Below are 26,836 nucleotides of genomic sequence, written 5' to 3' on the forward strand. Positions count from 1 at the left end.
ACTTGCTCGCAATCGGATTGATGTCGGGAACCTCGCTCGACGGGATCGACGCCGCGCTGATAGACACCGATGGCGAGGGCGCGGTGCGCGCGGTGGCGTGGCGCAGCGAGCCGTGGTCCGACGCGGCGCGTGCCGAGCTGATGGCGGCGACCGAGCTGGCGCTGACCTTCGAGCGCCCGCGCGCGAGCCCGCCGATCGTCAAGGCCGAGGCGCTGGTGACGCGCGCGCATGTCTTCGCGGTGCGCAAGCTGCTCAACGAAGCGGGGGTCGCGGCGGGCGATGTCGGCGTAGTCGGCTTCCACGGGCAGACCATCGCGCATCGGCCCGATCGCGGCTGGACCTGGCAGATCGGCGACGGCGCGCAGCTGGCCAAGCTGACCGGGATCACGACGGTCAACGATTTCCGATCGGCCGATGTCGCCGCGGGCGGGCAGGGGGCGCCGCTGATCCCGGTCTATCACGCCGCGCTCGCCGCCGGGCTGGACAGGCCGGTGGCGCTGCTCAACCTGGGCGGCGTGGCGAACGTGACCTTCATCGGCGAAGACGGCGCGTTGGTCGCGTTCGACACGGGGCCGGCCAACGGGATGCTAGACCAATGGGTCGCGCAGCAGACCGGGGCCCGATTCGATGAGGGCGGCGCATTGGGCGCGGCGGGGCGGGTGGATCAGGCGGTGCTTAGGGCGATGCTCGACCATCCCTATTTCGATGCCGCGCCGCCCAAATCGCTCGACCGGTTCGATTTTCCGCTGGAGGCGGTGCGCGGCCTGTCGACGGAGGATGGTGCGGCGACGCTGACCGCCTTTACCGCGCAGGCGGTGGCTGAAGGTCTGAGCGTGCTTCCCGCACGCCCGAGACGCCTGATCGTCGTCGGCGGCGGGCGGCACAACCCGACGATGCTCAGGATGATCGGCGAGCGCACCGGCCTGACGCCCGAGCGCGGCGAGGCGCTGGGCCTGAACGGCGACGCGACCGAGGCGGAGGGATTCGCCTATATGGCGGTGCGGACGCTCAAGGGACTGCCGATCAGCTTTCCGGGGACGACCGGCGTGCCGTCGGCGATGCCGGGCGGTGTCGTGCACCGCGCCTGAGGCTATTCGGCTGGATGAATCCCGCTCTCCGGCGCCGGGGTCCAGCCGCGGTCGACGCCCGTGCCGCCGCCATTCAGCACCAGCATCACCGGGCAGCCGTCGACCTCCTTGTGGACCGCGGCGATGAGCATCGCCGGCGGTTCCTCATTGAGCTTGCGGAGACCCGAGCCGGGCTTGTCCGACTTTTTGACGGCGACGACCGGCGGCGGGCATTTGCGGGCCGCGTCGCTGGTGCGCGCGGTGTCGTCGGGCTCAGCCATGGCGCCCAGCAAGAGCAGCGCGAAAGGGGCAAGGACGAGCACACGCATCGGACACCTCCTTATGACGGACAGCATACACCATTCGCATTATCGTCGCCATGGCCGAACTGGGCGGCGAATCGAGCGCGCATCAAGGCAGAGCGAAAGATCGCAGCGCGTTAACCACTTATTTACCGAAAGCGACGCAGTCTAACCTCGATCAATTCTGCCGGGGGTCGTGGCATGGAGTCGGATCTGCGTTATTATTCGCGGCGCGCCGCGGAAGAAGCACTTGCAGCATCGCGCGCGATCACCGCCGCGGCTCGAGAGCGGCGCCAGAACCTCGCCGACACCTATATGCGCAAGGTTCAGGAGCTGCGCGCCAACTGAACCAGGCGCGCTCCGCCGCGTTGATGCGGCATGAGCAAGACAGACACGCGCGATGCGCTGCTGACCACCGCAATCCAGGATCTGCGAGACGCGAACGAGCTGCTCGCCAAGCGCCTGCCGGGCATCGTCGAACATGTGGAGGACGCTGGGCTGGGCGATCTGCTCAGAAGAGCTGTCGAAAAGGCCGAGGCCGATTGCAAGCGGTTGATCGAGACGGGGCGTGGCGAGGGCGGCGATCCCAATATCTGGATGAAGGGCGTGCTCGACGACGCAGACCGGGACGCGAGGACGATCGCGGCGGGGCCGCTGCTCGACACCGCGCTGATCGGGGCGGTGCGCAAGGGCAAGGCCGCGGCGATCGTGTCCTACGAAACCGCCATCGCGCTGGCGGACGGCGATCTGGCCTCGTCATTGGAAGACCTTCGGCAGGGCGATATTGCCGACGACCGGGCGCTGCGCGAACGGCTGGGCGCGATCGCCGCCACGCCGGATTAGCTCTTCCGCCCGAGCTCCCGCATCGCATCGTCGAGGCCGTCGAGCGTCAGCGGGTACATGCGGCCGCTCATCAGATCGCGGATGATCTTGATCGATCCCGAATAGCCCCATTGCGCCTCCGGGATCGGGTTGAGCCACACCGATGCGGGATAGGTATTGGTCAGCCGGTGGAGCCATATCGCGCCGGCCTCTTCGTTCATATGCTCGACCGATCCGCCGGGATGGGTGATCTCATAGGGGCTCATCGAGGCGTCGCCGACGAAGACGACCTTATAGTCGTGGCCGAACTTGTGCAGCACGTCCCAAGTCGGCGTGCGCTCCGAAAAGCGGCGGCGATTGTCCTTCCACACGCCCTCATAAGGGCAGTTGTGGAAATAGAAGAATTCCAGGTTCTTGAACTCGGCGGTGGCGGCCGAGAACAACTCCTCGCACAGCTTGACGAACGGGTCCATCGAGCCGCCGACGTCGAGGAACAGCAGCAGCTTCACCGCATTGTGCCGTTCGGGCCGCATATGGATGTCGAGCCATCCCTGGCGCGCGGTGCCGTCGATGGTCGCGTCGAGGTCGAGCTCGTCGGCGGCGCCCTCGCGCGCGAAGCGGCGCAGCCGGCGCATCGCGATCTTGATGTTGCGCGTGCCGAGCTCGCGCGTGTTGTCGAGATTGCGGAACTCGCGCTGGTCCCACACCTTGAGCGCGCGTTTATGCTTCGATTCGCCGCCGATGCGGACACCCTCCGGATTGTAGCCTGAATTGCCGTAAGGCGAGGTGCCGCCGGTGCCGACCCATTTGTTGCCGCCCTGATGGCGGCCCTGCTGTTCCTCCAGCCGCTGCTTGAGCGTCTCCATGATCTCGTCCCACGAGCCGAGCGACTCGATCGCCGCCATCTCCTCGGGCGTGAGATATTTCTCGGCCACCGCGCGCAACCAGTCGGCGGGGATGTCGACCGCCTGCTGGCCGAAGGTGGTCGCGATACCCCGGAACACCTTGGCGAAGACTTGGTCGAACCGATCGATCAGTCCCTCGTCCTTCACATAGGTCGCGCGGGCGAGATAGTAGAACGCCTCGGGCGTGCGATCGATGACATCGGCGTCGAGCGCCTCCAGCAGCATCAGATGCTCCTTGATGCTCGCCGGAATGCCTGCGGCGCGCAGCTCGTCTAGGAAGTTGAAGAACATCGCTGCCTTATCCTGTTATCCGGCGTAGCGAGACCGGACCGCATTTCAGCGCATATTCCGCCGTTTTCGCCACGCGTCCAGTGGCTGATGTCGCAATATACCTATCAATTTCGGCCCGCCGGTGAGACCCATCCGTCCTGCTCGGGAGGAGGGTCCTGTGGCCGATTTCGACGAAGCGAGACTGCATCTGCTGGTGGCCAAGATGCTTGGCGATCTGGGCGGAGCATATAGCGTGCCAACGGTGCGTATCGGCTTCCGGCTGGGCCTGTTCGATGCGTTGCACGAGGGAGGACCGGCGACGGTCGCGGAGCTCGCGGCGCGGGCGGGCGGGCTGGCGGAACGCTACGTTCGCGAGTGGGCGCTGGCGCAGGCGGCGAGCGGGTATCTGGACTATGACGCGGCCGGCGAACGGTTCAGCCTGTCGCCCGAACAGGCGATGGTGTTCGGCGTCAAGGACAGCCCTGTCTATCTGGAGGGCGCCTTCGACCTCGCCGCCGCGATGATCGAGGGCGAGCCCAAGGTCGAAGCCGGCTTTCGCGATGGCTCCGGCGTCGCCTGGGGTGAGTCCGCCGGCTGCCTGTTCTGCGCGGTCGGGGCGTTCTTCCGGCCGGGCTACGTCAACAATGTCGTTCAATCCTGGCTGCCGGCGCTTGGCGGGGTGCAGGACAAGCTGAAAGCGGGCGCGAAGGTCGCGGACATCGGCTGCGGCGTGGGATTTTCGACGCTGCTGATGGCCGAGGCCTATCCGCAAAGCCACTTCGTCGGCTTCGATTTCCACGAGCCGTCGATCGCGCAGGCCCGGGAGCATGCGGCGGCGCACGGGGTGGCCGATCGGGTGCGGTTCGAAACCGCGGCCGCCAAGGACATCGCCGAGCGCGATTTCGACCTGATCACAGTGTTCGACTGCCTGCACGACATGGGCGATCCGCGCGGCTGCGCCGCCCATGTCAAAGGCCTGATGAAACCCGATGCGACCTGGATGATCGTCGAGCCGATCGCCGCCGACCGGCCGGAGGAGAATATCGGCAATCCGGTCAGCCGCCTCTATTACAATGCCTCCACGATGATCTGCGTGCCCACGTCGCTGGATCAGGAGGTGGGCGAGGCGCTGGGCGCACAGGCGGGCGAGGCGAAGCTGACGGCGCTGCTTCACGACGCCGGCTTCTCGCGCGTCCGCCGGGCGACCGAGGGGCCGTTCAACATGGTGCTGGAGGCCTGTGCCTAGCCGGTTCGCCGAGTCATGAAGGCGAGGCGTTCGAACAGCATCACGTCCTGTTCGTTCTTGAGCAGCGCGCCGTGCAGGGGCGGGATCAGCTTCTTGGGATCGCGCGAGTTGAGCAGTTCGAGGGGCATGTCCTCGTGCAGCAGCAACTTCAGCCAGTCGAGCAGCTCGCTGGTGCTCGGCTTCTTCTTGAGGCCTGGGACTTCGCGGACCTCGTAGAAGATGTCCATCGCCTTGCTGACCAGGATCTTCTGGATCTTGGGGAAATGAACATCGACGATCGCCTGCATCGTCTCGCGATCGGGAAACTTGATGTAATGGAAGAAGCAGCGGCGCAGGAAGGCGTCGGGCAGCTCCTTTTCGTTGTTCGAGGTGATGACGACGATCGGGCGATCTTTAGCGGTGATCGTCTCGTGCGTCTCATAGACGTCGAAGCTCATCCGATCGAGCTCCTGGAGCAGATCGTTGGGAAACTCGATATCCGCCTTGTCGATCTCATCGATCAGCAGCACAGGCAGGGTGGGGCTGGTGAACGCCTCCCACAGCTTGCCCTTGCGGATATAGTTGGCGATGTCGTGCACGCGCTCATCGCCCAGCTGGCCGTCGCGCAGGCGCGCGACCGCGTCATATTCGTAGAGGCCCTGCTGCGCCTTGGTGGTCGATTTGACGTTCCATTCGATCAGCGGCGCGCCCGCCACGCGCGCGATCTCCTGCGCCAGCACGGTTTTTCCGGTGCCCGGTTCGCCCTTGACCAGTAGCGGACGGCGGAGCGTGACGGCGGCATTGACCGCGACCTTCAGGTCGTCGGTCGCGACATAGCTGGACGTGCCTTCGAAGCGCATGCGGATTCCATTCCCGATTTTCGAATATCGGGTTTGGCGTAGAGGCAAAGCGTCATCGGGTGCAAGCCCTGCCGTGATCAGCCGAGGCGACGCGCCTCCGCACGCGCCTCGAGCAGATCCCACAGGCCGCGATGCTGCGCGATCAACTGCTGCGCGCCGAACAGCATCGCGCGCTCGATCGCAGGAGCCTCGCCGACGGTCGCGGCGACGATCGCGGTCTCGAAGGCCGGGGGCAGCGCGGATTCGGGCATATCGACGCCGAAGCGGCGGGCGGCCTCGGCGAGTACATCACGAATCGCGGCCCAATCGAGCGCCAGCGCGAAGGCGGCGCCGATCGCGCAGCCGTTGCGATCGGACTGCGAGAGCATGTCGAGCGCGTGGCGCTGCGTTGTGATCGCCGATTCGGCTTCGGCGTGGTTGGGCGTCGAGGGCATCGGACCGGCCGCGACCACCAGCCGCGTGAGCACGCCGCGCTCGCTGGCGAAGCCTTCGGCCGCATCGATCAGCCAGCCGCGCGCGCCATCATGCACGGTGTGCAGTCCGGCATGATCGATCACGCCCGGGTGACGGCCATGGAGCAGACAGAGATGATGCACCGCATCGGCCAGATCACGCGGATCGGCTGTGAAGGAGCGGGTGAGAGCGGCTGCGTGCGTGTGCGCCGAGGCGCCGTCCGCCGCAACAAGACCGGCGAGCGCCGACCAACCGCCATCGCCCTGCCGGTGCTGCATTGGGCCGCCTGCCATCGTCATTCGCGTCAACTCCCCGCGCACCGGCGCGTAGCTTCCTGTGCGGGCGGATATAGGCGAGACGAGTAAAGAGGGCGTTTATGCGGCGCCTCTATCACCGCCCGCGACGATGACGAACGAAGCGCCGCCGATCCCCTGCCGCCCGCGCCTGGGTGCAAGGGCGATGGTGACGGGCCGCGGATTTTCGCCCTTCAGGAGCATGGCGGCATGAGTGCTGCCGGCTTCGCCTCCCCCCAATGCGCGCTCGATCAGATCGTTCACCACGGCCCGGGTCGCGACGTCGAACAAGGTCCCCAGCCGTGCGCCGACAAGCTGCGCCGGCGCCGCGCCGCTGAGCACCACGAGCGAGGAATCGGCGTCGTCGATCGCGCCGCGCAGGTTGATCGACCCGAAACCGCTGGCGGGAAGCGCGCGCAGCGCGGTCGCCATCGCCCCGATCTCAGCCGTGACGCTGCGCAGCGCGCCGGGATCACCCAGATCATCGACGATCAGCGCGACACCGGCGGGCATCCGCATGGTCACGACGCGCAGGGCGCGCGCTGGATAGAGTGCGGAGTCGATCTCGAAGCTTTCCGTTGTCCCCGAATCGCGGGTGCGTGCGACGGCGTCGCCGATGAGTTCTCCATGCTGCCTTGGCAGCAGGGCGGTTACCGCGGCGCCCAGCGCCTCGTCACCGATACCCAGGTGCCGTCGGGCAGCGGCGTTGGCGCGGATCAGGCGAAGATCATCGTCGAGCAGCAACACGCGCGTCGTCAGCGCGTCCATCAGCGCATCGAAACGGCGTTCCGCCTCGCGCGCCATGACATCGCCGGTGGCGCCCTGCGCCAGCGCGTCGAGCAGGCCGGCGGAGAGCAGCGCCCAGCCGGTCTTGCCGTGGTTCTCGATATAGACCGGGCCGCGTTCGGCGTTTCGTCGCAGCTCGCTGAAGTGCCGGACGAAATGCGTGGCCGACACGGTGACCGATTCGGCGCGGACAGGATCGTGGCGCATATTGTGTCTCCCCCTGAGACATAATGGTTAATCCTGCCGGTGAATCCCGAAAATACGCTGTGTCCGAAGTGGAGGCGTTAGCGGCCGCGCAAGACCCTGGATTCGCGGGCAACTGCAATGCGGGAATTGCACACCTCGGCCGAAAGACGTGGTGACCGGGCTGGTTATCGGCGCGCGCGAAAATGCGGCGTTCGATTGGAGAGACCCGATGTCCGCCTTCGCTTCCCGACACCGCTTGCCCATCCTGATCATGGCCGCCTTCTTCGTCGCCGCGCCCAAGCCGGCGCAGGCGCAGCTGCTGGATGTGACCGCCATCCTCGACACATTGCTCGATCTCGACACGCGCGTGACGCTGCTGGGCGGGGAACTGGTCACGGTCAATGCGCGGCTGGATGCGGACGCCGCGGCGCTGGCCGGGATTTCGGTGGATCTCGACGTGCTGAGCGGGCGCGTCGACGGTCATGACCTGACGCTGATCGATCATGCCGACAGGCTGGCGGCGCACGCGACCCAGATCACCGCCAATGCCGGTGCGATCGTCGCGATCGACGCGCGCGTGGATGCGCACGATGTACGGCTGGCGGATATCGATGTGGCGCTGGCGGACAATAATGTCCGGATTGGAGCGAACACGGCCGCGATCGCCGCGCTCGACACGCGCATGACCTCCAACGACCGGCGCGACGACGGACAGGACGCGGCGCTCGCGGCGAACAGTGCGCGCGATGACGGGCAGGACGCAGCTATCGCCGCCAACAACCTGCGCGACGACGGGCAGGACAGCGCCATCGCCGCCAATGCGACCGCGATCGCCGCGAACGATGCGCGTGACGATGGACAGGACGTCCGGATTGGGGCCAACAGCGATGCGATCACCGATCTCGACGGCCGGCTGAGCGGGCAGGCGAGCGCGATCTCGCAGAACACCGCGCTGATCGGCCAGGCTGCCGAGACCGCGGCGCTGGCGAGGGCGGACGGTGCGGCGATCCGCGGCGAGCTCGCGGCGGGAACGATCGGGCTGGTGCAGCAGCAGGGGCCGAACGCCGCGGTGACGGTGGCGGCCTCGACCGGCGGCAACGCGGTGAGCTTCGCCGGCACCGCGGGCAACCGGCGGCTGACCGGTGTCGCGGCGGGGCAGGCGGGCAGCGATGCCGCCAACGTCGCCCAGATGCAGGCCGGAGACGCCGCCACGCTCGCCTCCGCCAACGCCTATACCGACAGCAGCATCGCGCAGCTGATGGACCGGGTCGGCGAGGGCGCGAGCATGCTGATCGCCGAGAACAATGCGGTGCTGCGCAAGGATATGAACGCGATCGCCGCGGGCACATCGGCGCTCGCCGGATTGCCGCAATCCTTCATGCCCGGGCGCGGGATGATGGGCGCGGCGATCGGCGGCAAGGGCGAGGAGGTCGCCTTCGCCATGGGCCTCTCCAAGGCGTTCGACAGCGAGCATGCGCCGGTGCTGCGTGCAGGCGCCGCGATCGACGCGCGCCGCGGGACCGTCAGCTACAACGCGTCGGTCGGGTTTCACTTCTGAGGGATCGGGCCTTCCTTTTCCCCACATCACGGGAAGGTCCGTCGTCTGCCACCCACTCCTGACGGCAGGCGGATAGCACCCCGGCGGACATGCGCATCGTCCGCCGGGGTCTTTTTCGGCTTTGAGGCCTTTGTAGCTACTGGTCGAGGAAGCTGCGCATCTTCCGGCTGCGGCTCGGGTGCTTGAGCTTCCTGAGCGCCTTCGCCTCGATCTGGCGGATGCGCTCGCGGGTCACGCTGAACTGCTGGCCGACCTCCTCGAGCGTGTGATCGGTGTTCATGCCGATGCCGAAGCGCATGCGAAGCACACGCTCCTCGCGCGGGGTGAGGCTCGCAAGGACTCGGGTGACGGTTTCCTTGAGGTTGGCCTGGATCGCCGCATCGACCGGGATGACGGCATTCTTATCTTCAATGAAGTCACCCAGATGCGAATCCTCCTCGTCGCCGATCGGCGTTTCGAGGGAGATCGGCTCCTTGGCGATCTTCATCACCTTGCGGACCTTCTCGAGCGGCATTGAAAGCCGCTCGGCCATCTCCTCGGGTGTGGGCTCGCGGCCCTGCTCGTGGAGGAACTGGCGGCTGGTGCGGACCAGCTTGTTGATCGTCTCGATCATGTGCACCGGGATGCGGATGGTGCGCGCCTGATCGGCGATCGAGCGGGTGATCGCCTGGCGGATCCACCAGGTGGCGTAGGTCGAGAACTTGTAGCCGCGGCGATACTCGAACTTGTCGACCGCCTTCATCAGGCCGATATTGCCTTCCTGGATCAGGTCGAGGAACTGCAGGCCACGGTTGGTGTATTTCTTGGCGATCGAGATGACGAGGCGAAGATTGGCCTCGACCATCTCCTTCTTGGCGATGCGCGCCTCGCGCTCGCCCTTCTGGACCATGTTGACGATGCGGCGGAACTCGCCGAGCGCCATGCCGGTCGCCTGCGAGATCTCGGCGATCTCGGTGCGGATGCGGTCGACCGCCGCAGCTTCGTTCGCCGCGAAGTTCGCCCATTTCTTGTCGATGCCGGCGACCGATTCGAGCCAGTTCTCGGCCAGCTCGTTATCGATATAGCGGTCGAGGAAATCCTTGCGGTTGACCTTGTGCCGCTCGGCGAGGCGCAGCATCTGGCCGCCGAGCGCGGTCAGGCGCCGGTTATAGGCGTAGAGCTGGTCGACCAGATATTCGATCTTGGCCTGGTGGAACTGGACGCTCTCGACCTCGGCGGTGAGCTCCTCGCGCAGCTTCTGGTACTTGCGCTCCTCGGCGCCCGACAGCTCGCCGCCCGCGCCCATCGCGCCGATGCGCTGCTGCTGGACCTTGGAGAATTTCTTGTAGAGCGCGGTAATCGCCGCGAACTTCTCCAACGCCTGCGGTTTCAGCGTCTCTTCCATCTGGGCGAGGCTGAGGGTGTTGTCCTCCTCCTCGTCGTCCGAAGGCCGCTTGGCGCGGCGTTCGGTCATCGACTCCTCGTCATCCTCGTCGGCGGAGGCCTCTTCGGGCTCGTCCTCCTCCTTGAAGGAGGGGCCGGCGGTCTTCTCGGATATCTCGCCGTCGCCCTCGTCCTCGTCGGTGAGGCTTTCGGGCGCGGGATCCTTCGACAGCATCGCATCGAGATCGAGGATCTCGCGCAGCTGCATGGTGCCCTCGTTGAGCGCGGTCGACCAGGCGATGATCGCGTTGAAGGTGATCGGGCTTTCGCACAGGCCGAGGATCATCGTGTCGCGGCCGGCCTCGATGCGCTTGGCGATTGCGATCTCGCCCTCGCGGCTGAGCAATTCGACTGCGCCCATCTCGCGCAGATACATGCGCACCGGATCGTCGGTGCGGTCGACGGTTTCCTTCTTCTTCTCGACGACGGTCAGGCCATCATCTTCCGAATCGACCGCCTCGACCTCGTCCTCGGCCTTCTGCTCGTCCTCGCCGTCCTCGCCGGCTTCCTCATTCTCGACGATGTTGACGCCCATCTCGTTGAGCGCCGACATGACGTCCTCGAGCTGGTCGGAGGACATCTGGTCCTGCGGCAGCGCCTCGTTGAGCTGATCATAGGTGATGTAGCCGCGCTTTTTCGCGCGCGCGATCAGCTTCTTGATCGACGCGTCGTTCAAGTCGATCAGCGGCGCATCGCCGCCTGTCTCGCCCGTATCCGCCACATCCGCCGTGTTCGCCTTCGCCATTAAAAACCCTCAAAATGCCCGGCAGCCGCCGCTTGCCCGCAATTATAATTCGTCCTTGTCCGCCTGCATCAGATTTGCAAGCCGTTCGTCGAGTTCGGCCCTCAGCGCGCGCAGCCTCTGCTGCTCGGCGAAAGCCTGCTCATCGAACGCGGTTTCCATCCTGGCGGTGGCCTGCGCCAAAGCCTGGTCGAGCGCGGGCCGCGTCGCCATCACGCCGATCGCCTCGTGCAGGTCCTCGCGAGCGCGTTCGGGATCGGACGCCTTGCTCGTGAAGGAAAAGGGGAGGCTATCGGCCCTCAGCAACTCGCTCGCCACCTCGTTGAAGCCGGACGTCGCCAATATGGTGACGAGCGCGTCGCTATCAAGCGCCCGATCATGGAGCGCGACGTCGATTACCGCGTCGAGCAGCCGCGCGAGCGGACCGTCCGACAGTTTCAGCGCGGCGAGCGTCTCGGCATGGCGCGAAATCTCCTCCGGATTGCGGATCAGCCCGGCGAGCACGCCCTTGACGAGGATGGCGTCCATCGGCGTCGCCGCGCTGGTGCGCGCCTGGGCGGTGACGGGCGCGAGATCGGGGCGGAACAGGGATCGTTGTTGCCCCTTCTTCCAGGGCTCGCGCTGGAAGGGGCGTTGCGCCGGGCCGGCGAACAAGGCGGCGAAACGGCGCTGGAACTCGGCGAGATATTCCTCGCGCACGCCGGCGTCGCCGATGCCGCGGGCAAGCTCGCCCAGGCGGCGTTTGAGACCGGCGCGCGCCTCGGGCGTGGTGAGCGGCTCTGCGGCGTGCTCGCTCGCCCAGAGCAGGTCGACCAACGGCTCGGCGCGCTTCGCCAGCGCCTCGAATGCGGCGCGGCCCGATGTGCGCACCAGATCGTCCGGGTCCTGGCCCTTGGGCAGGATGACGAAGGCGAGGCTGCGGCCCGGCGCGAGCATCGGCAGCGCGCGGTGCGCGGCGCGCAACGCGGCCTTCTGCCCCGCGCTGTCGCCGTCGAGGCAGATCAGCGGCACGTCGGCGATGCGCCACAGCCGTTCGAGCTGCGCCTCTGTCAGCGCGGTGCCGAGCGGAGCGACCACCTCCTCCACGCCCGCCTGGGCGAGCGCGATCACATCCATATAGCCTTCGACGACGATGATCCGCCCCGCCTTGCGCGCGGGGCCGGCGGCGCGATCGAGGTTGAACAGCGTGCGGCCCTTGTCGAACAGCGGGGTATCGGGGGAGTTGAGATATTTGGGCTCGCCGTCGCCGATGATGCGGCCGCCGAACGCGATGGCGCGGCCGCGCACGTCGCGGATCGGGATCATCAGCCGGCCGCGGAACCGGTCATAGGGCTCCTTGTCGTCGACCTGGATGAGGAGACCGGTTTCGACCAGCTTCTCGTCGCCGACATCCTTGAGCGCCGCCTTCAGCCGGGTGCGCGAATCGGGCGCGAAGCCCAGACCGAAGGCGCGCGCGGTTTCGGCCTTCACCCCGCGCCGTTCGAGCAGGCTGCGCGCCTCCGCGCCATCGAGCCCATGCAATTGCTCGGCGAACCATCTGGCGGCGCGTTCAGTGACGTCATGAAGGCCCGCTTGGGCGGCGGCCCTTTCCGCGCCGCGCGGGTCCATCGCGGGCATCTCCATCCCCGCCGCCAGCGCCAGTTCCTTGACCGCATCGATGAAGGGCAGCCCGCGCTGGTCGGTCATCCAGCGGATCGCATCGCCATGCGCCGAGCAGCCGAAGCAATGGTAGAAGCCCTTGTCGTCGTTGACGTAGAAGCTGGGCGATTTCTCGTTGTGGAACGGGCAGCACGCCTTCCACTCGCGCCCGGCCTTCTGGAGCTTCACCGATTTGCCGATGAGCGCGGACAGCGACGTACGGGCGCGCAGTTCGTCGAGGAAGGCGGGGGAGAGACTCATCGGGTGGGGTTACGTTTCTCGACTTCGCTCGAAACGAACGGGGTTGGTTGTGGGGGCAAATGTTGAGCTTCCGCTTCCTTAGCTCCGTTCGTTTCGAGCGAAGTCGAGAAACGTTCCTTAGGCGGTCGCGCAAAGAAAGAGACTGTGCCCCAATCTCCCCGGATGAGCGCCTCCTTCTTCGCGCGAGACCAGCCACCGACTATCCGTTCGGCCTCGCGCGCTTCTATCCGCGTCTGGAAATATTCCGACCAGGCTAGCGTCACCGGTCGCCGGCGGGACGTGAAATCGCAGAAGCCGCCAGTCTGGTGCTGGGCGAACCTCCGCTCCAGGTCATCGGTATGGTCCGTATAGTAACGCCCATCCGAACAGCGCAGGAGATAGACCCAGAATGCCATCCAGGCTCAATGCCCGCCTATCCGATTGGAGTCGAGCATTGTGCCCGATCCTGCTTCATCCCTAAACCGTTCGTTTCGAGCGAAGTCGAGAAACGTCTGCGCAGCGCTCGGGGCGCGTTTCTCGACTTCGCTCGAAACGAACGGGAGTGGGGCGTTGAGCGTCCTTTGACTAGCTCAAAGCCGCCTTCACCAGCCCGCTCGCCTTGCTCATGTCCAACTGGGGTCCGTGGCGTTCCTTGAGCGCTGCCATCACGCGGCCCATGTCCTTCATGCCCGTCGCGTCGAGCTCGGCCTTGATCGCCTCGATCGCGGCGATGGTTTCCATCTGGCCCATCTGCTGGGGCAGGAAGCGCTCGATCACCGCGATCTCGGCGGCTTCGGCGTCGGCGAGTTCCCGGCGGCCGCCCTTCACATACATTTCGATCGATTCGCGGCGTTGCTTGACCATCTTCTGCAGCACCTCGACGACGGTCGCATTGTCATCGGCGGGCGGCGTGCCGGTGCGCAGTTCTATGTCGCGATTCTTGAGCGCGCTCTGGATCAGGCCGATCGCCGCGCGCGCCTGCTTGTCGCCGGCCTTCATCGCGGTGATCTGGGCGGCCTTGATGTCGTCGCGAATCATGCGTTGGTCTCGTTTCGTCGGGAAAGCGGAGAGCTTAGCCGCGCCCGCGCCGGTTTAATAGATTGACGCAAGGGGAGGGCGGCTCTAGCGGACGGCTCTTAGCGACATCGCGACAACCAGACCCACGGAGTGCCCGCCCCCATGGCCGACGCCAAACCCATGCCCGCGCCTGAAGGAGCCACAGGGGCGTTGGTATTGGCGTCCGGAGAGGTGTTGTGGGGCCGCGGTTTCGGTGCCGAGGGCGCGGCGGTGGGCGAAGTCTGCTTCCATACCGCGATGACCGGATATCAGGAGGTGATGACCGATCCCTCCTTCGCCGGGCAGATCATCACCTTCACCTTCCCGCATATTGGCAATGTCGGCGCGAACGAGGAGGATATCGAGGCGGACGATCCCCATGCGCTGGGCATCATCGTGCGCGAGGACGTGACCGCGCCCTCCAGCTTCCGCAGCACGCAGCGGCTGGAGGAGTGGATGAAGGCGCACCGGCGGATCGGGCTCGCCGGCATCGACACGCGCGCGCTGACCCGGCGGATCAGGGAGGGTGGGGCGCCCAACGGCGTGATCGCGTATTCGGCCGATGGAGTTTTAGACATTCCCGCGCTGGTGGAAATGGCCAAGGCGTGGCCGGGGCTGGAGGGGATGGACCTGGCCAGGGACGTGACCACCGAGACGCATTTCGGCTGGGGAGACGGCGTCTGGCGGCTGGGCGCGGGGTATGAGGTGGCCGGAAAGTCACACGAAAGTCACACTATCGGCGAAAACCGGCGGCCGCATGTCGTTGCGATCGATTATGGTAGCAAACGCAATATCTTCCGCAACCTTATTAAGGCCGGTGCTGAAGTAACCGTGTTGCCCGCGACCGCCACCGCCGATGAGGTGATGGCGCAGGCGCCCGACGGCATCTTCCTCTCCAACGGCCCCGGCGATCCGGCGGCGACAGGGGATTATGCCGTGCCGGTGATCCAGGAGCTGCTGGAGACGGGCAAGCCGATCTTCGGCATCTGCCTGGGGCATCAGTTGCTCGGGCTGGCGGTGGGCGCCAGGACGAGCAAGATGTTCCAGGGCCACCGCGGGGCCAACCATCCGGTCAAGCGGCTCGCCGACGGCGCGGTCGAGATCACCAGCATGAACCACGGCTTTGCGGTGCTGAGCGAGACGCTCCCCGCCAATGCGCGCGAGACGCATGTCAGCCTGTTCGACGGCAGCAACGCGGGCTTCGAACTGACCGACAAACCCGCCTTCAGCGTCCAGTACCACCCCGAGGCCAGCCCCGGCCCGCAGGACAGCTTCTATCTGTTCGAACGGTTTGTAGGGATGCTGGGAAAGAAGCAGCAATGAAAATCTACGGGTTTGCCTCGGATAGCTTGACTAACATCTGGGCTGGTATCGGGTCCGGACAATGGGCGGTTGGGTCGTCAAAGAACGAATCTTTTAGCAAGGGCCGTCTTACCAAAGCTCAGAAAATGCCAATTGGCGCTTTCGGTATTTTATATTGCACGGAGACTACGGCCTACACGACACCATTTGTGGTGTATTCGAAACCTGATCCACAACAAACGGTGACCAATATCTGGTCAGAACCTTGGGTTCTGCCGTTTAGCATCAAGCCACTCGGCAATCCGACCAGATCAATGTCGGTGGAACAGGCGAAACTGCTACTGCCGAGTATGCATGAAACAGGGCGAAGCGATCCCCGGAAACACTTGATCACCGTTCAAGGAAACTTCGCGTTCCAGGCATCTGAGATTTCCGATGCTGACTGGTCTGCGCTCATTGAGAATCTAGCGATCTAATGCCCAAACGCACCGACATTTCCTCCATCCTCGTCATCGGCGCGGGGCCTATCGTTATCGGGCAGGCGTGCGAGTTCGATTATTCGGGGACGCAGGCGATCAAGGCCCTGAAGGAGGAGGGCTACCGCATCGTCCTGGTCAATTCGAACCCGGCGACGATCATGACCGATCCCGAGCTGGCCGATGCGACCTATGTCGAGCCGATCACGCCCGAAATCGTCGCCAAGATCATCGCGAAGGAGCGGCCCGACGCGGTGCTGCCGACGATGGGCGGGCAGACCGCGCTCAACACCGCGCTGGCGCTGTTTCGCGACGGCACGCTGGAGAAATACGGTTGCCAGATGATCGGCGCCGACGCCGAGGCGATCGACAAGGCCGAGGACCGGCTGAAGTTCCGCGAGGCGATGGACAAGATCGGGCTGGAAAGCGCGCGCTCGGCGATCGCCCATTCGGTCGACGAGGCGCTGGAGGGGCTGGACAAGGTCGGCCTGCCGGCGATCATCCGCCCCAGCTTCACGCTGGGCGGCACCGGCGGCGGGGTCGCCTATAACCGCGAGGAATTCGTCGAGATCGTGATGAAGGGGCTCGACGCCAGCCCCACCACCGAGGTGCTGATCGAGGAATCGCTGCTCGGCTGGAAGGAATATGAGATGGAGGTGGTCCGCGACCGCGCGGACAACTGCATCATCATCTGCTCGATCGAAAATGTCGATCCGATGGGCGTGCATACGGGCGATTCGATCACCGTCGCGCCGGCGCTGACGCTGACCGACAAGGAATATCAGATCATGCGCAACGCGAGCATCGCGTGCCTGCGCGAGATCGGCGTCGAAACCGGCGGTTCCAACGTCCAGTTCGCGGTCAATCCCAGGGACGGGCGGCTGGTCGTCATCGAGATGAACCCGCGCGTGTCGCGCTCCTCGGCGCTCGCCTCCAAGGCGACCGGGTTCCCGATCGCCAAGGTCGCGGCCAAGCTGGCGGTGGGCTACACGCTCGACGAGATCGACAACGACATCACCGGCGCGACGCCCGCATCGTTCGAGCCGACGATCGACTATGTCGTCACAAAGATCCCGCGCTTCGCCTTCGAGAAGTTCAAGGGCGCCGAGCCGGTGCTGTCGACCGCGATGAAGAGCGTCGGCGAAGTCATGGCGATCGGGCGCAATATCCACGAGAGCATGCAGAAGGCGCTGCGCGGGCTGGAGACGGGATTGTCGGGCTTCGACCAAGTCGAGGCGCTGGCGGGCGCACCGCGCGAGGAGATCGAGGCGGCGCTTTCGAAGGCGACGCCCGATCGGTTGCTGATCGCCGCACAGGCGCTGCGCGAGGGGTTCTCGGTCGCCGAGGTGTGCGCGCTGGCCAAATACGATCCCTGGTTCATCGAGCGCATCGCCGAGATCGTCGAGGCCGAGGAAGCGGTCTGCCGCCAGGGCCTGCCACGCGATGCGGCGGGCATGCGGCGGCTGAAGAGCATGGGCTTTTCCGACAAGCGGCTCGCCTTCCTCGCGCTCAAATCCGCCAATCTGCGCGGAAACGAGCGCGGCGTGGCGCGCGGATCGGGCCTGATTCACGAAACGGTCAAGGCGATGACCGGCGGCGTCACCGAAGCCGAGGTGCGCAAGGCGCGGCACAAGCTGGGCGTACGTCCGGTGTTCAAGCGGATCGACACCTGCGCCGCCGAGTTCGAGGCGAAGACGCCCTATATGTATTCGACCTATGAGGCGCCCAGCTTCGGCGAGCCCGAGTGCGAGAGCGCGCCGACCGATCGGAAGAAGGTCGTCATTCTCGGCGGCGGGCCCAACCGGATCGGGCAGGGGATCGAGTTCGACTATTGCTGCTGCCACGCCTGCTTCGCGCTCGAGGATGCCGGTTATGAGACGATCATGGTCAACTGCAATCCGGAGACCGTCTCGACCGATTACGACACCTCCGACCGCCTCTATTTCGAGCCGCTGACCGCCGAGGACGTGCTGGAGATCCTGCATGTCGAGCAGTCCAACGGCACGCTTGCTGGCGTGATCGTCCAGTTCGGCGGGCAGACGCCGTTGAAACTCGCCCAGGCGCTGGAGGATGCCGGCATCCCGATCCTGGGCACCAGCCCCGACGCGATCGACCTGGCCGAGGACCGCGAGCGTTTCGCCAAGCTGATCGCGCAGCTCGAGCTGCTGCAGCCGGCGAACGGCATCGCGCGGAGCCGCGAGGAAGCGCTGACCGTCGCCGAGCGGATCGGCTATCCCATCCTTATGCGACCCAGCTATGTGTTGGGCGGGCGCGCGATGGAGATCGTCGATTCGCCCGAGCAGCTCGAATCCTATATCCAGACCGCGGTGCAAGTATCCGGCGAATCGCCGGTTCTGATCGACCAGTATCTGCGCGACGCGATCGAAGTGGATGTCGATGCTCTGTGCGACGGCGACGATGTCGTGATCGCGGGCGTGATGCAGCATATCGAGGAGGCGGGCGTCCATTCGGGCGATTCGGCCTGCTCGCTGCCGCCGCACAGCCTGTCGAGCGACGTCGTCGCCGAGATCGAGCGGCAGACCGAGCTGCTCGCGCGTGCGCTCAAGGTGCGCGGGCTGATGAACATCCAGTTCGCGGTGAAGGACCAGAAGGTCTATTTGATCGAGGTCAATCCGCGCGCCAGCCGGACGGTGCCCTTCGTCGCCAAGGCGATCGGCACGCCCGTCGCGAAGATCGCCGCGCGGGTGATGGCCGGCGAGAGGCTCAAGGACCTTCCGCGCATCGACCGCCAGGTCGACCATATCGCGGTGAAGGAGGCGGTATTCCCCTTCGCGCGCTTCCCGGGGGTCGATCCGGTACTGTCGCCGGAAATGAAGAGCACCGGCGAAGTGATGGGTATCGACCGAGATTTCGCCACCGCCTTCGCCAAATCCCAGCTCGGCGCGGGCAATGAGCTGCCGACCGCGGGCACCGTCTTCGTCAGCGTCAAGGACAGCGACAAGCCGGTGGTGCTGCCCGGCGTGCGGATCCTCGCCGATCACGGCTTCTCCATCGTCGCCACGGGCGGCACCGCCGAGTTCCTGGCGGCGCAGGGCATCGCGGTCGAGCGGATCAACAAGGTGGCGCAGGGGCGGCCGCACATCGTCGACCGGATCAAGGACGGCGGGGTCGATCTGATCTTCAACACCACCGAGGGCTGGCAGAGCCTGAAGGATTCCAAGGCGATCCGCATGGCGGCATTGGGCCAGCGCGTGCCGTCCTACACCACCGCTTCGGCCAGCGTGGCGGCGGCACGGGCGATCGTGGCGCTCGCCGGGGCGAGTCTTGAAGTCCAACCCTTGCAGTCCTATTATTCGCACTCGCACAATTGATCTCCCACAATCGAGTTGCGCGACCGGCCGGGGCGGAGAGGCTCCCGGGCGGGGAAAAGGGATTTTGACGAAGGGTTGAAGCATGGCGACGGTCGAAAAGATGCCGATGCTGCAGGAAGGCCATGACAAGCTGACCGCGGACCTCAAGCGCCTCAAGGAAGAGCGCCCGCAGGTGGTTGACGCCATCGAGGAGGCGCGCGCGCATGGCGACCTGTCCGAAAACGCCGAATACCATGCGGCGAAGGAGCGCCAGGGCCAGATCGAGGCCTCGATCAACGATATCGAGGACAAGCTGTCGCGCGCCCAGATCATCGACCCCAAGGACCTGTCCGGCGACAAGATCGTGTTCGGTGCGACGGTGACGCTGCTGGACGAGGACGACAAGCCGGTCAAATACCAGATCGTCGGCCAGACCGAGGCGGACGCAAAGTCCGGACGGATCAGCTACAACTCGCCGCTGGGCCGCGCGCTGATCGGCCGCAAGGTGGAGGACGAGGTCGAGGTCTCTGTGCCCGCCGGCGACCGTTACTACCTCGTCTCCAAGATCGAGTTCATCTGAACGGGATCCATCTTCCGCGGGGCCGCTTCACCGACGCGCTGATCGCGTTTTCGGTGTTCGTCTTCCTGTTCGCGCTGTTCGCGCTCGGGCTGCAGGAAGCGGCCAACCGGTTCGGCTTCATTCCGCTCGAATTCTCGTCCGGCGCGTGGGTGCAGAGCCCGGTGCGGGCGCTGCTGACGCCGCTCGCGTCGCAGTTCCTTCCGACCGGCATCATCGTGCTGGTGTTCAACGGGCTCTTCCTGCTGCTGGCCGGACGGTTCGTCGAAAAGGCCATCGGGCCGGCTGGGCTGGGCGCGGTGTTCGTCGCCGGCGTTTATGGCGGCGCGCTGGCGCGGCTGTTGCTGACGCCGGGATCGCCGATCGCCAGCGCGGGATCGACCCCGGCGCTGTTCGCCGTGGTCGGCGCCTATCTGATGCTGTACGGCGTTCCGCGCGGGATACCCATCGCGCAGCGGCAGCGGCGGATCGTCCAGATCGCTGCGCTTGCCGGCATCTGGGTGGCGATCCAGCTGCTCTTCATGCTGGCGGCGAGCAGCCTAGAATTCTCGGTGAGCGTCATCGAGCCGCTGGGCGGGCTGATCGCCGGCGTGGCCCTGGCCCGGCCGCTGGTGCGCTGGCGCTACAGGAACGCGTAAGTTCCGTCGCTCCTGCGGAGGCAGAGGCGACGAATATTACAGTTTCACGCCTTCCGCCTCGGGATCGAGCAGGCGGTGGAGGTGGACGACGACATATTTCATTTCCGCATCGTCGACCGTGCGCTGCGCGGCGCCGCGCCAGGCCTCTTCGGCGCTCTTATAGTCCGGGAACAGCCCGACGATGTCGAGCGAATCGAGATCGGTGAATTCCAGCGTCTGCGGATCGCGCACGCGACCGCCGAACACCAGGTGCAGCTTGCTCATGTCAAATCCTTGTGGGGAGGCGTCTTGCGGCGCGCATAGCCGCCTCCGCCAGGATTGGCCACCCTATCCTCTTGGCGCGCGCTTCACCTCCGCGGTGGCGGCGTTGCCCGCCTCGGCCAGCGCCCGGAACACGCCTTCGACCAGGCTCGAGAGCTGCGACCGGGCGTTGTCGGTGGTGATGCCGGCGGCATCGAGCTGATCTTTGCCCGCCGTCCTGGCAGCGCGCGCCGCCGCCGTCGCGGTGCCCGTGACCTTGCGGCCGACCGGGCCGAGCACCTCCGCCTCGCGTCGGGTGCGCGGCAACAGCCCGCCGGCAAGCGCCCCAACGGCAAGGCCGCCGATCAGCACTGCGAGGGGCGCGCTGTCTACCGTGTCGGCTGTCTTTCGCGCAGCGGTGCGCGCGGTGCGCTTGCCCGCCTGAACAGCATGCCCTGCGCCGTCCTTCGCGCCGGCATAGGCGGAAGAAGCCTTGGCGCGCGCCTTGCGGTAGCTTTGCTCCATCGTCTCGCGCGCATTGTGAGCGGTCTCTTCAATGGCGTCGCGGGCGGCCTGGACGCGTCCGCTGCGCTGGTTCGCTGCGCCGGGGGTGGGCTGGGGATCGGTCACGGCCTGTCCTTCCTTGGATTTGCAACTGTCCTGGGAGTAACTCGCCGCCGGCGAAGCGGTTTCACCGCCTTGCGGCCGGCGGACGAAACAAGATCGGCGATCCGGTCGCGCGCCAGGAACATGACGATGGCGACGGCCACCGCGATCGCCTGGCCGGGACGGGAGCGGACCTGGTCGATCGCGTCGCGGCCCATATCCGCCGCGGCGTCGCGAAGTTCATCCAGACCGTCGCGGAGCAGGCGATCGGGCGAAAGGCGCGACTGGAGATCGACCAGCGTATCCGCCAGCTGCTGACGCGCGGCGATCGAACGCGCGGTCGCGCGGGCAAGACTATCGGACGGCGGCGTGTTCATTCGTCCCCCTCCGACACGCGCGTCGCGGCCTTGATTCGCTTGAGGGCGGCGCTGGCGAGCAAGGCCATGATGACGATCGCCAGGCCGATCACGATGGCCGACGCCCAATAGATGCCGATCCAGCGGCGCAGGATCAGCACGAGCACGACCAGCAGCGTGAACAGCGTCGCCTGGGCGAGCATGAACACGGCGATCAGCATGACGATGGCGGTCTGCGCCTCTTTCAGCCGATCGAACAGCTGGGCACGATACAGGCTGATCTCGGCGCGAACGAAGCGCTCGACGTCGTCGATCAGCCTGGTGACCAGGCCGACGATACTGTCGGTGTTCCCCTTTTGCTCCATGCGGAGATCAAGCGCGATCTTCGCGGCCGTCGGCAGCGCGATCGGCGGCGTCGAGGCCGGCCTTGACCAGCCGCGCAAGGACGAAGCCGACCGCCGCGGCGGCGCCGACCGCGATCACCGGGCTTTTCTTCACGAAGGCGCGCGCGTCCGCGACGAGATCGTCGACCTCCTTGCCGCGCAATGTCGAGGCGAGACCCGCAACCGCATCGGCGGCGCTGCGCGCATAATCGCCGTACTGCGCTCCCAGCCGGTCATCGACCTGCGTCGCCGCATCGTCGATCAGGCGCGAGAAACCGTCGAGCCGCTCGGTGGCGGCGGCCTTGCCCTGATCGGCCAGCGCATGCGCCTTGTCGGACGCCTTGCGCTTCAGGTTGCCGGCTTCCTGCCGAACGGTGGCCGTCGCTTGCCGCGTGACCTTCTTCGCGTCCGCCTTGACCGTTCCCGCCGCCGCGCGCGCCTTGGGCGCGGCGGGCTTCGCCGCAGTCGCCTTCCTGGTCGCGCCGGCTTTCACCGGCTCGGCGGGCTGGGGCGGAATGGTGGGTTCGACAGCCATTTCTCATCGTCCTCGCTAGAAATTCGTTGCACCGCTCCAACCCGCGCCGTGGTGCAGGGTTCCGCCCCGCCCAAGGATTTGCCCCCGTGCGCGAGTGCCGATAGAGCGCGCCGCGACTGGCACCATCACATAGGGGTTCGTTTCGTGACCGCAATAATCGATCTGCACGCCCGCCGCATTCTCGACAGCCGGGGCAACCCGACCGTGGAGGTCGATGTCATGCTGGAGGACGGCAGCTTCGGGCGCGCCGCAGTGCCCTCGGGCGCCTCGACGGGCGCGCATGAGGCGGTCGAAAAGCGCGACGGCGACAAGACGCGCTGGCTGGGCAAGGGCGTGGATAGAGCGGTCGCCGCGGTCAATGGCGAGATCGCCGAGGCGGTGCTGGGGCTGGAAGCCGAGGACCAGGCCGATCTCGACCGCGCGATGATCGATCTGGACGGCACGCCCAACAAGTCCCGGCTGGGCGCGAACGCGATCCTGGGCGTCAGCCTGGCGGCGGCGAAGGCCGCGGCCGATGCGCGCGGGCTGCCGCTTTATCGCTATGTCGGCGGGGTCGCGGCGCATGTGCTGCCGGTGCCGATGATGAACATCATCAATGGCGGCGAGCATGCCGACAATCCGATCGACTTCCAGGAATTCATGATCGTGCCGGTGGGCGCGGAGAATATCGGCGAGGCGGTGCGCTGCGGCTCGGAGATCTTCCATACGCTCAAGAAGGCGCTGCACGACAAGGGGCTGGCGACGGCGGTGGGCGACGAAGGCGGCTTCGCGCCTAACCTGGCCAGCACCACCGATGCGCTCGACTTCATCATGAAGTCGATCGAGAGCGCCGGCTACAAGCCCAGCGACGACGTGATGCTGGCGCTCGATTGCGCCGCCACCGAATATTTCAAGGACGGCGCATACAAGATGGTGGGGGAGGGGAAGACCCTTTCTTCATCCGAGAATGTCGATTTCCTTGCCGATCTGGTCGCCAGATATCCGATCTTCTCGATCGAGGACGGCATGGCGGAGGACGATTGGGACGGCTGGAAGGCGCTGACCGAGAAGCTGGGCGGAAAGGTGCAACTGGTCGGCGACGATCTGTTCGTGACCAACCCCAAGCGGCTGAAGCGCGGCATCGATGGGGGCTTCGCCAACTCGCTGCTGGTCAAGGTCAACCAGATCGGCACGCTTTCGGAAACGCTGGAGGCCGTCAGCATGGCGCAGCGCGCCGGCTATACGGCGGTGATGTCTCACCGATCGGGCGAGACCGAGGACACCACCATCGCCGACCTCGCGGTCGCGACCAATTGCGGGCAGATCAAGACCGGCAGCCTTGCGCGTTCGGACCGGCTGGCCAAATACAACCAGCTGATCCGCATCGAGGAGGAGCTGGGCGACGCGGCGATTTATGCCGGTCGCAGCGTGCTGAAGGCGTGACCGTCGCCCCTGCGCAGGCAGGGGCCGCTGGGTTTGTGGCACTTCTGAAATCGCGTTTGCCGCCCGAGGCCCCTGCCTGCGCAGGGGCGACGAAGGCGGCGAAAACGCTTGCTTCCCCTCCATTGTTGTGATTCATGATAAACATGCGGCGCAACCCCAAGATTCTGGCCCTTTTGAAGCGGACGGGCGCGCCGGCGATCACCTTCGTCGTGATCACCATCTTTGCGGGCTATGCGCTGTTCGGATCGAACGGCATCCTCGCCTATGGCGACTACAGCCGCCAGATGAGCAAGCGGCAGGCGGAGCTTCAGAAGCTGGAAGCCAAGCGCGCCGAGCTCAAGAATCGCGTGGCGCTGCTCGACCCCAAAAAGGCCAATCCCGATCTGGTCGACGAGCTTGTCCGCAAGCAGCTGAACGTCGCGCACCCTGACGACGTCATTCTGCCGCTGAAGTGACCTCAAGGCCGGTTGCAGTAGCGGCAAGTTCGCGCCTATAGGCCGTGCCCGTCCTTCCCCGGAACAAGGGTTGTCCGTACCTTGGCTAAAGCACCCGCAAAGCGCGCCTCCGCGCCCGCCATTCCCAATCGCGAACGTCCCGCCGAGCCCGTCCGCTTCGAGGCGTCGAAGGGGGAGTTGCTCGACTTCTACAAGCAGATGTTGTTGATACGGCGTTTCGAGGAGAAGGCCGGGCAGCTCTACGGCCTCGGCCTGATCGGCGGCTTCTGCCATCTCTATATCGGCCAGGAAGCGGTCGCGGTCGGGCTGCAATCGGCATTGAACGGCGACACCGACAGCGTCATCACCGGCTATCGGGACCACGGCCACATGCTCGCCTACGGCATCGATCCCAAGGTGATCATGGCCGAGCTGACCGGGCGCGCCGCGGGCATCTCCCGGGGCAAGGGCGGCTCGATGCACATGTTCAGCGTCGAGCATAAGTTCTACGGCGGCCACGGCATCGTCGGCGCGCAGGTGTCGCTGGGCGCGGGGCTGGGCTTCAAGCACAAATACGCCAAGGACAATGGCGTCGCGATGACCTATTTCGGCGACGGCGCGGCCAATCAGGGCCAGGTCTACGAAGCGTTCAACATGGCCGAGCTGTGGAAGCTGCCGGTGATCTTCGTGATCGAGAACAACCAGTATGCGATGGGCACCAGCGTCAACCGCGCGTCGGCCGAGGACCAGCTCTACCGCCGCGGCGAATCGTTCCGCATCCCGGGGCTGCAGGTCGACGGGATGGACGTGCTCGCGGTGCGCGGCGCGGCCGAGACCGCGGTGGAGTGGGTGCGCAGCGGCAAGGGGCCGATCCTGCTGGAGCTCAAGACCTATCGCTATCGCGGCCATTCGATGTCCGATCCGGCCAAGTACCGCAGCCGCGACGAGGTGCAGGCGGTGCGCGACAAGTCCGACCCGATCGAGGCGTGCAAGCGCGAACTGGAGAAGCTTGGCGTCAAGGAGGACGAACTGAAGGCGATCGACAAGGATATCCGCGGCATCGTCAACGAGGCGGCCGATTTCGCCGAAAGCTCGCCCGAGCCGGAACCTTCCGAACTCTATACCGACGTGCTGGTGGACACCTACTGATGCCGACCGAGATCAAGATGCCCGCGCTTTCCCCGACGATGGAGGAAGGCACCCTCGCCAAATGGCTGGTGAAGGAGGGCGACAGCGTCAAGTCCGGCGACATCATGGCCGAGATCGAGACCGACAAGGCGACGATGGAGTTCGAGGCGGTCGACGAAGGCACGATCAGCCAGATCCTGGTCGCCGAGGGCGCCGACGGGGTGAAGGTCGGCACCGTCATCGCCATGCTGGCGGGCGAGGGCGAAGACGCCTCGGCCGCGCCGAAGCAGACGGCGGGCGAAGGCGCCAACGCCGCGCCCAAGGAAGAAGTGCCCGAGGCGGCGGCCGACAAGGCGCCCCCCGCGCCCGAGAGCAACGCGCCGCATACGCCCGAGACGGGTGCGCGCCAGCTGTTCGACGCGGCCGAGAACAAGGCCGAGGTTCGCGATCCGGCGATCCCGGCCGGCACCGAGATGGTCAAGACCACGGTGCGCGAAGCGCTGCGCGACGCGATGGCCGAGGAGATGCGCAAGGACGAGCGTGTCTTCGTGATGGGCGAGGAGGTCGCCGAATATCAGGGCGCGTACAAGGTGACGCAGGGGCTGCTCGAGGAGTTCGGGCCCGAACGGGTGATCGACACGCCGATCACCGAATATGGCTTCGCCGGCGTCGGCACGGGCGCGGCGATGGCCGGCCTGCGCCCGATCGTCGAGTTCATGACGTTCAACTTCGCCATGCAGGCGATCGACCACATCATCAACTCGGCGGCCAAGACCAACTATATGTCGGGCGGGCAGATGCGCTGCCCGATCGTGTTCCGCGGTCCCAACGGCGCGGCGAGCCGCGTCGGCGCGCAGCACAGCCAGAATTACGGGCCCTGGTACGCCAGCGTCCCCGGACTGATCGTGATCGCGCCCTATGACGCCGCCGACGCCAAGGGCCTGCTCAAGGCGGCGATCCGCTCGAACGATCCGGTCGTGTTCCTCGAAAACGAGCTGATGTACGGCCGCAGCTTCGATGTGCCCAAGCTCGACGACTATGTCCTGCCGATCGGCAAGGCGCGCGTCGTGCGCGAAGGAAGCGGGGTGACGCTGGTCAGCTACTCGATCGGCGTCGGCGTCGCGCTGGAAGCCGCGGACAAGCTGGCCGAAGAGGGCATCGACGCCGAGGTGATCGATCTGCGCACGCTGCGCCCGCTCGATACCGACACGGTGCTCAAGAGCCTCAGGAAGACCAACCGCCTCGTCGTGGTAGAGGAAGGCTGGCCGACCTGCTCGATCGCCTCGGAGATCGCGGCGGTGGCGATGGAGCGAGGCTTCGACGATCTCGACGCGCCGGTGCTGCGCGTGGCGAACGAGGATGTGCCGCTCCCCTATGCGGCGAACCTCGAAAAGCTGGCGCTGATCGACGCCGCCCGCGTGGTCGAGGCGGCGAAGAAGGTCTGCTATCGGTAGCTGCCGCTACCCACTGATACACATCGTCACCCCGGACTTGTTCCGGGTGTGGATTCACATTTGAAGTGCAACGGTTGGAGGAAGGCTTCGGCTGGGGTTTGGAAGCCGAGGCATTTGCGGGGTGTATTGTTGTAGCGGCGGACGAGCTT

28 protein-coding genes and 1 pseudogene are annotated in these 26,836 nt (G+C 66.0%); 14 read left to right on the forward strand and 15 right to left on the reverse strand.

Translation table 11 applies throughout. The features are described from left to right. Positions 1-2: 2 nt before the first annotated feature. Positions 3-1,088 (forward strand): anhydro-N-acetylmuramic acid kinase, encoded by a 1,086-nt coding sequence (locus tag D1610_RS12135; protein WP_281268979.1) that lies wholly within the window; start codon positions 3-5, stop codon positions 1,086-1,088. Positions 1,089-1,090: 2 nt separating this feature from the next. Here D1610_RS12135 and D1610_RS12140 read toward each other — a convergent pair whose 3' ends face one another. After that, complete coding sequence (locus tag D1610_RS12140; protein ID WP_118864448.1) at positions 1,091-1,396, reverse strand: hypothetical protein; 306 nt, start codon at positions 1,394-1,396, stop codon at positions 1,091-1,093. Between the two features lie 174 nt (positions 1,397-1,570). Here D1610_RS12140 and D1610_RS17110 point away from each other — a divergent pair, with 174 nt between their 5' ends. Next, on the forward strand, positions 1,571-1,717 hold the full coding sequence (locus D1610_RS17110) for a hypothetical protein (RefSeq protein WP_182466808.1): 147 nt from the start codon (positions 1,571-1,573) through the stop codon (positions 1,715-1,717). Positions 1,718-1,747: 30 nt separating this feature from the next. Beyond that, positions 1,748-2,212, forward strand: coding sequence for a ferritin family protein (locus D1610_RS12145; protein ID WP_118864449.1), 465 nt, complete (start codon positions 1,748-1,750; stop codon positions 2,210-2,212). On the opposite strand, the gene D1610_RS12150 is transcribed toward D1610_RS12145, so the two are convergent. After that, complete coding sequence (locus D1610_RS12150; RefSeq protein ID WP_118864450.1) at positions 2,209-3,387, reverse strand: vWA domain-containing protein; 1,179 nt, start codon at positions 3,385-3,387, stop codon at positions 2,209-2,211. The two genes, D1610_RS12145 and D1610_RS12150, sit on opposite strands and share 4 nt — an antisense overlap. A gap of 157 nt (positions 3,388-3,544) precedes the next feature. Between D1610_RS12150 and D1610_RS12155 the strand changes: the two genes are divergently transcribed. After that, positions 3,545-4,612 carry a class I SAM-dependent methyltransferase gene (locus tag D1610_RS12155; RefSeq protein WP_118864451.1) on the forward strand — a complete coding sequence of 356 codons (1,068 nt, stop codon included), beginning with the start codon at positions 3,545-3,547 and terminating at the stop codon, positions 4,610-4,612. Here D1610_RS12155 and D1610_RS12160 read toward each other — a convergent pair. The 3 genes from D1610_RS12160 to D1610_RS12170 all read right to left on the reverse strand — a co-directional run bounded on the left by D1610_RS12160 (position 4,609) and on the right by D1610_RS12170 (position 7,190). Further along, positions 4,609-5,451: an AAA family ATPase gene (locus D1610_RS12160; RefSeq protein ID WP_118864452.1), complete on the reverse strand. Its 843-nt coding sequence runs from the start codon at positions 5,449-5,451 to the stop codon at positions 4,609-4,611. The genes D1610_RS12155 and D1610_RS12160 overlap by 4 nt on opposite strands. A 77-nt stretch (positions 5,452-5,528) precedes the next feature. Beyond that, positions 5,529-6,197, reverse strand: a complete 669-nt coding sequence (locus D1610_RS12165) for a DUF6975 family protein (protein ID WP_245942200.1) — start codon at positions 6,195-6,197, stop codon at positions 5,529-5,531. An 81-nt stretch (positions 6,198-6,278) separates the two neighbouring features. Beyond that, a complete protein-coding gene (locus D1610_RS12170; RefSeq protein WP_118864454.1) occupies positions 6,279-7,190 on the reverse strand; it encodes a PAS domain-containing protein in 912 nt (303 codons plus the stop codon). Positions 7,191-7,341: 151 nt separating this feature from the next. On the opposite strand from D1610_RS12170, the gene D1610_RS12175 reads away from it, so the two are divergent. Next, complete coding sequence (locus D1610_RS12175; RefSeq protein WP_222927004.1) at positions 7,342-8,727, forward strand: YadA C-terminal domain-containing protein; 1,386 nt, start codon at positions 7,342-7,344, stop codon at positions 8,725-8,727. A 136-nt stretch (positions 8,728-8,863) separates the two neighbouring features. Here D1610_RS12175 and rpoD read toward each other — a convergent pair whose 3' ends face one another. The 4 genes from rpoD to D1610_RS12195 all read right to left on the reverse strand — a co-directional run bounded on the left by rpoD (position 8,864) and on the right by D1610_RS12195 (position 13,807). After that, positions 8,864-10,894 (reverse strand): RNA polymerase sigma factor RpoD, encoded by a 2,031-nt coding sequence (gene rpoD / locus D1610_RS12180; protein ID WP_118864456.1) that lies wholly within the window; start codon positions 10,892-10,894, stop codon positions 8,864-8,866. 42 nt (positions 10,895-10,936) lie between these two features. Beyond that, entirely contained in the window at positions 10,937-12,790 is a 1,854-nt protein-coding gene (gene dnaG, locus D1610_RS12185) for a DNA primase (protein ID WP_118864457.1), read from the reverse strand. Beyond that, positions 12,787-13,185, reverse strand: coding sequence for a GIY-YIG nuclease family protein (locus tag D1610_RS12190; protein ID WP_118864458.1), 399 nt, complete (start codon positions 13,183-13,185; stop codon positions 12,787-12,789). The genes dnaG and D1610_RS12190 overlap by 4 nt, the downstream gene beginning before the upstream one ends. Positions 13,186-13,354: 169 nt before the next feature. Next, positions 13,355-13,807: a GatB/YqeY domain-containing protein gene (locus D1610_RS12195; RefSeq protein ID WP_118864459.1), complete on the reverse strand. Its 453-nt coding sequence runs from the start codon at positions 13,805-13,807 to the stop codon at positions 13,355-13,357. 141 nt (positions 13,808-13,948) lie between these two features. Here D1610_RS12195 and carA point away from each other — a divergent pair, with 141 nt between their 5' ends. The 5 genes from carA (at position 13,949) to D1610_RS12215 (ending at position 20,129) form a co-directional block, all read left to right on the forward strand. Next, entirely contained in the window at positions 13,949-15,148 is a 1,200-nt protein-coding gene (gene carA, locus D1610_RS12200) for a glutamine-hydrolyzing carbamoyl-phosphate synthase small subunit (RefSeq protein WP_118864460.1), read from the forward strand. Further along, complete coding sequence (locus D1610_RS16875) at positions 15,145-15,603, forward strand: hypothetical protein (RefSeq protein ID WP_147414329.1); 459 nt, start codon at positions 15,145-15,147, stop codon at positions 15,601-15,603. Before carA ends, D1610_RS16875 begins: the two co-directional genes overlap by 4 nt. Then, positions 15,603-18,935 carry a carbamoyl-phosphate synthase large subunit gene (gene carB, locus D1610_RS12205; protein WP_118864461.1) on the forward strand — a complete coding sequence of 1,111 codons (3,333 nt, stop codon included), beginning with the start codon at positions 15,603-15,605 and terminating at the stop codon, positions 18,933-18,935. The genes D1610_RS16875 and carB overlap by 1 nt, the downstream gene beginning before the upstream one ends. Positions 18,936-19,017: 82 nt before the next feature. Continuing rightward, positions 19,018-19,494, forward strand: coding sequence for a transcription elongation factor GreA (gene greA / locus D1610_RS12210; RefSeq protein ID WP_118864462.1), 477 nt, complete (start codon positions 19,018-19,020; stop codon positions 19,492-19,494). 53 nt (positions 19,495-19,547) lie between these two features. Further along, complete coding sequence (locus D1610_RS12215; protein ID WP_182466809.1) at positions 19,548-20,129, forward strand: rhomboid family intramembrane serine protease; 582 nt, start codon at positions 19,548-19,550, stop codon at positions 20,127-20,129. A 36-nt stretch (positions 20,130-20,165) separates the two neighbouring features. On the opposite strand, the gene D1610_RS12220 is transcribed toward D1610_RS12215, so the two are convergent. The 5 genes from D1610_RS12220 to D1610_RS12240 all read right to left on the reverse strand — a co-directional run bounded on the left by D1610_RS12220 (position 20,166) and on the right by D1610_RS12240 (position 22,249). Beyond that, on the reverse strand, positions 20,166-20,393 hold the full coding sequence (locus D1610_RS12220; protein WP_118864464.1) for a DUF4170 domain-containing protein: 228 nt from the start codon (positions 20,391-20,393) through the stop codon (positions 20,166-20,168). A 63-nt stretch (positions 20,394-20,456) separates the two neighbouring features. Next, entirely contained in the window at positions 20,457-20,999 is a 543-nt protein-coding gene (locus tag D1610_RS12225; protein ID WP_118864465.1) for a hypothetical protein, read from the reverse strand. Next, on the reverse strand, positions 20,996-21,352 hold the full coding sequence (locus tag D1610_RS12230) for a DUF3618 domain-containing protein (RefSeq protein WP_118864466.1): 357 nt from the start codon (positions 21,350-21,352) through the stop codon (positions 20,996-20,998). The genes D1610_RS12225 and D1610_RS12230 overlap by 4 nt, the downstream gene beginning before the upstream one ends. Then, complete coding sequence (locus D1610_RS12235; protein ID WP_147414330.1) at positions 21,349-21,696, reverse strand: phage holin family protein; 348 nt, start codon at positions 21,694-21,696, stop codon at positions 21,349-21,351. The genes D1610_RS12230 and D1610_RS12235 overlap by 4 nt, the downstream gene beginning before the upstream one ends. Before the next feature lie 7 nt (positions 21,697-21,703). Beyond that, entirely contained in the window at positions 21,704-22,249 is a 546-nt protein-coding gene (locus tag D1610_RS12240) for a hypothetical protein (protein ID WP_118864468.1), read from the reverse strand. A 144-nt stretch (positions 22,250-22,393) separates the two neighbouring features. Here D1610_RS12240 and eno point away from each other — a divergent pair, with 144 nt between their 5' ends. The 4 genes from eno (at position 22,394) to D1610_RS12260 (ending at position 26,687) form a co-directional block, all read left to right on the forward strand. After that, complete coding sequence (gene eno, locus D1610_RS12245) at positions 22,394-23,671, forward strand: phosphopyruvate hydratase (protein WP_118864469.1); 1,278 nt, start codon at positions 22,394-22,396, stop codon at positions 23,669-23,671. Between the two features lie 143 nt (positions 23,672-23,814). Further along, the gene (locus D1610_RS12250) at positions 23,815-24,126 is read left to right on the forward strand and encodes an FtsB family cell division protein (protein ID WP_118864470.1); all 312 of its coding nucleotides are present in this window, start codon (positions 23,815-23,817) and stop codon (positions 24,124-24,126) included. Positions 24,127-24,207: 81 nt separating this feature from the next. Next, positions 24,208-25,254, forward strand: a complete 1,047-nt coding sequence (gene pdhA / locus D1610_RS12255; protein WP_118864471.1) for a pyruvate dehydrogenase (acetyl-transferring) E1 component subunit alpha — start codon at positions 24,208-24,210, stop codon at positions 25,252-25,254. Then, positions 25,254-26,687 (forward strand): pyruvate dehydrogenase complex E1 component subunit beta, encoded by a 1,434-nt coding sequence (locus D1610_RS12260; RefSeq protein ID WP_118864472.1) that lies wholly within the window; start codon positions 25,254-25,256, stop codon positions 26,685-26,687. The genes pdhA and D1610_RS12260 overlap by 1 nt, the downstream gene beginning before the upstream one ends. Before the next feature lie 26 nt (positions 26,688-26,713). Here D1610_RS12260 and D1610_RS17615 read toward each other — a convergent pair. Beyond that, a pseudogene (locus D1610_RS17615) lies at positions 26,714-26,836 on the reverse strand (IS30 family transposase); the annotation flags it as partial.

Source organism: Sphingomonas gilva (genome assembly GCF_003515075.1).
Taxonomy (GTDB): Bacteria; Pseudomonadota; Alphaproteobacteria; order Sphingomonadales; family Sphingomonadaceae; genus Sphingomonas; species Sphingomonas gilva.

What these genes read in the sequence shown, in the direction of transcription:
- greA (WP_118864462.1), top strand. Translation starts at nt 19,018, where the DNA reads ATGGCGACGGTCGAAAAGATGCCGATGCTGCAGGAAGGCCATGACAAG.
- D1610_RS12165 (WP_245942200.1), bottom strand. Translation starts at nt 6,197, where the DNA reads ATGGCAGGCGGCCCAATGCAGCACCGGCAGGGCGATGGCGGTTGGTCG.
- dnaG (WP_118864457.1), bottom strand. Translation starts at nt 12,790, where the DNA reads ATGAGTCTCTCCCCCGCCTTCCTCGACGAACTGCGCGCCCGTACGTCG.
- D1610_RS12190 (WP_118864458.1), bottom strand. Translation starts at nt 13,185, where the DNA reads ATGGCATTCTGGGTCTATCTCCTGCGCTGTTCGGATGGGCGTTACTAT.
- D1610_RS12170 (WP_118864454.1), bottom strand. Translation starts at nt 7,190, where the DNA reads ATGCGCCACGATCCTGTCCGCGCCGAATCGGTCACCGTGTCGGCCACG.
- D1610_RS12230 (WP_118864466.1), bottom strand. Translation starts at nt 21,352, where the DNA reads ATGAACACGCCGCCGTCCGATAGTCTTGCCCGCGCGACCGCGCGTTCG.
- D1610_RS12145 (WP_118864449.1), top strand. Translation starts at nt 1,748, where the DNA reads ATGAGCAAGACAGACACGCGCGATGCGCTGCTGACCACCGCAATCCAG.
- D1610_RS12140 (WP_118864448.1), bottom strand. Translation starts at nt 1,396, where the DNA reads ATGCGTGTGCTCGTCCTTGCCCCTTTCGCGCTGCTCTTGCTGGGCGCC.
- D1610_RS17110 (WP_182466808.1), top strand. Translation starts at nt 1,571, where the DNA reads ATGGAGTCGGATCTGCGTTATTATTCGCGGCGCGCCGCGGAAGAAGCA.
- D1610_RS16875 (WP_147414329.1), top strand. Translation starts at nt 15,145, where the DNA reads ATGAAAATCTACGGGTTTGCCTCGGATAGCTTGACTAACATCTGGGCT.
- D1610_RS12220 (WP_118864464.1), bottom strand. Translation starts at nt 20,393, where the DNA reads ATGAGCAAGCTGCACCTGGTGTTCGGCGGTCGCGTGCGCGATCCGCAG.
- D1610_RS12160 (WP_118864452.1), bottom strand. Translation starts at nt 5,451, where the DNA reads ATGCGCTTCGAAGGCACGTCCAGCTATGTCGCGACCGACGACCTGAAG.
- D1610_RS12195 (WP_118864459.1), bottom strand. Translation starts at nt 13,807, where the DNA reads ATGATTCGCGACGACATCAAGGCCGCCCAGATCACCGCGATGAAGGCC.
- D1610_RS12250 (WP_118864470.1), top strand. Translation starts at nt 23,815, where the DNA reads ATGCGGCGCAACCCCAAGATTCTGGCCCTTTTGAAGCGGACGGGCGCG.
- carB (WP_118864461.1), top strand. Translation starts at nt 15,603, where the DNA reads ATGCCCAAACGCACCGACATTTCCTCCATCCTCGTCATCGGCGCGGGG.
- D1610_RS12260 (WP_118864472.1), top strand. Translation starts at nt 25,254, where the DNA reads ATGCCGACCGAGATCAAGATGCCCGCGCTTTCCCCGACGATGGAGGAA.
- D1610_RS12150 (WP_118864450.1), bottom strand. Translation starts at nt 3,387, where the DNA reads ATGTTCTTCAACTTCCTAGACGAGCTGCGCGCCGCAGGCATTCCGGCG.
- carA (WP_118864460.1), top strand. Translation starts at nt 13,949, where the DNA reads ATGGCCGACGCCAAACCCATGCCCGCGCCTGAAGGAGCCACAGGGGCG.
- D1610_RS12235 (WP_147414330.1), bottom strand. Translation starts at nt 21,696, where the DNA reads ATGGAGCAAAAGGGGAACACCGACAGTATCGTCGGCCTGGTCACCAGG.
- rpoD (WP_118864456.1), bottom strand. Translation starts at nt 10,894, where the DNA reads ATGGCGAAGGCGAACACGGCGGATGTGGCGGATACGGGCGAGACAGGC.
- D1610_RS12240 (WP_118864468.1), bottom strand. Translation starts at nt 22,249, where the DNA reads ATGGCTGTCGAACCCACCATTCCGCCCCAGCCCGCCGAGCCGGTGAAA.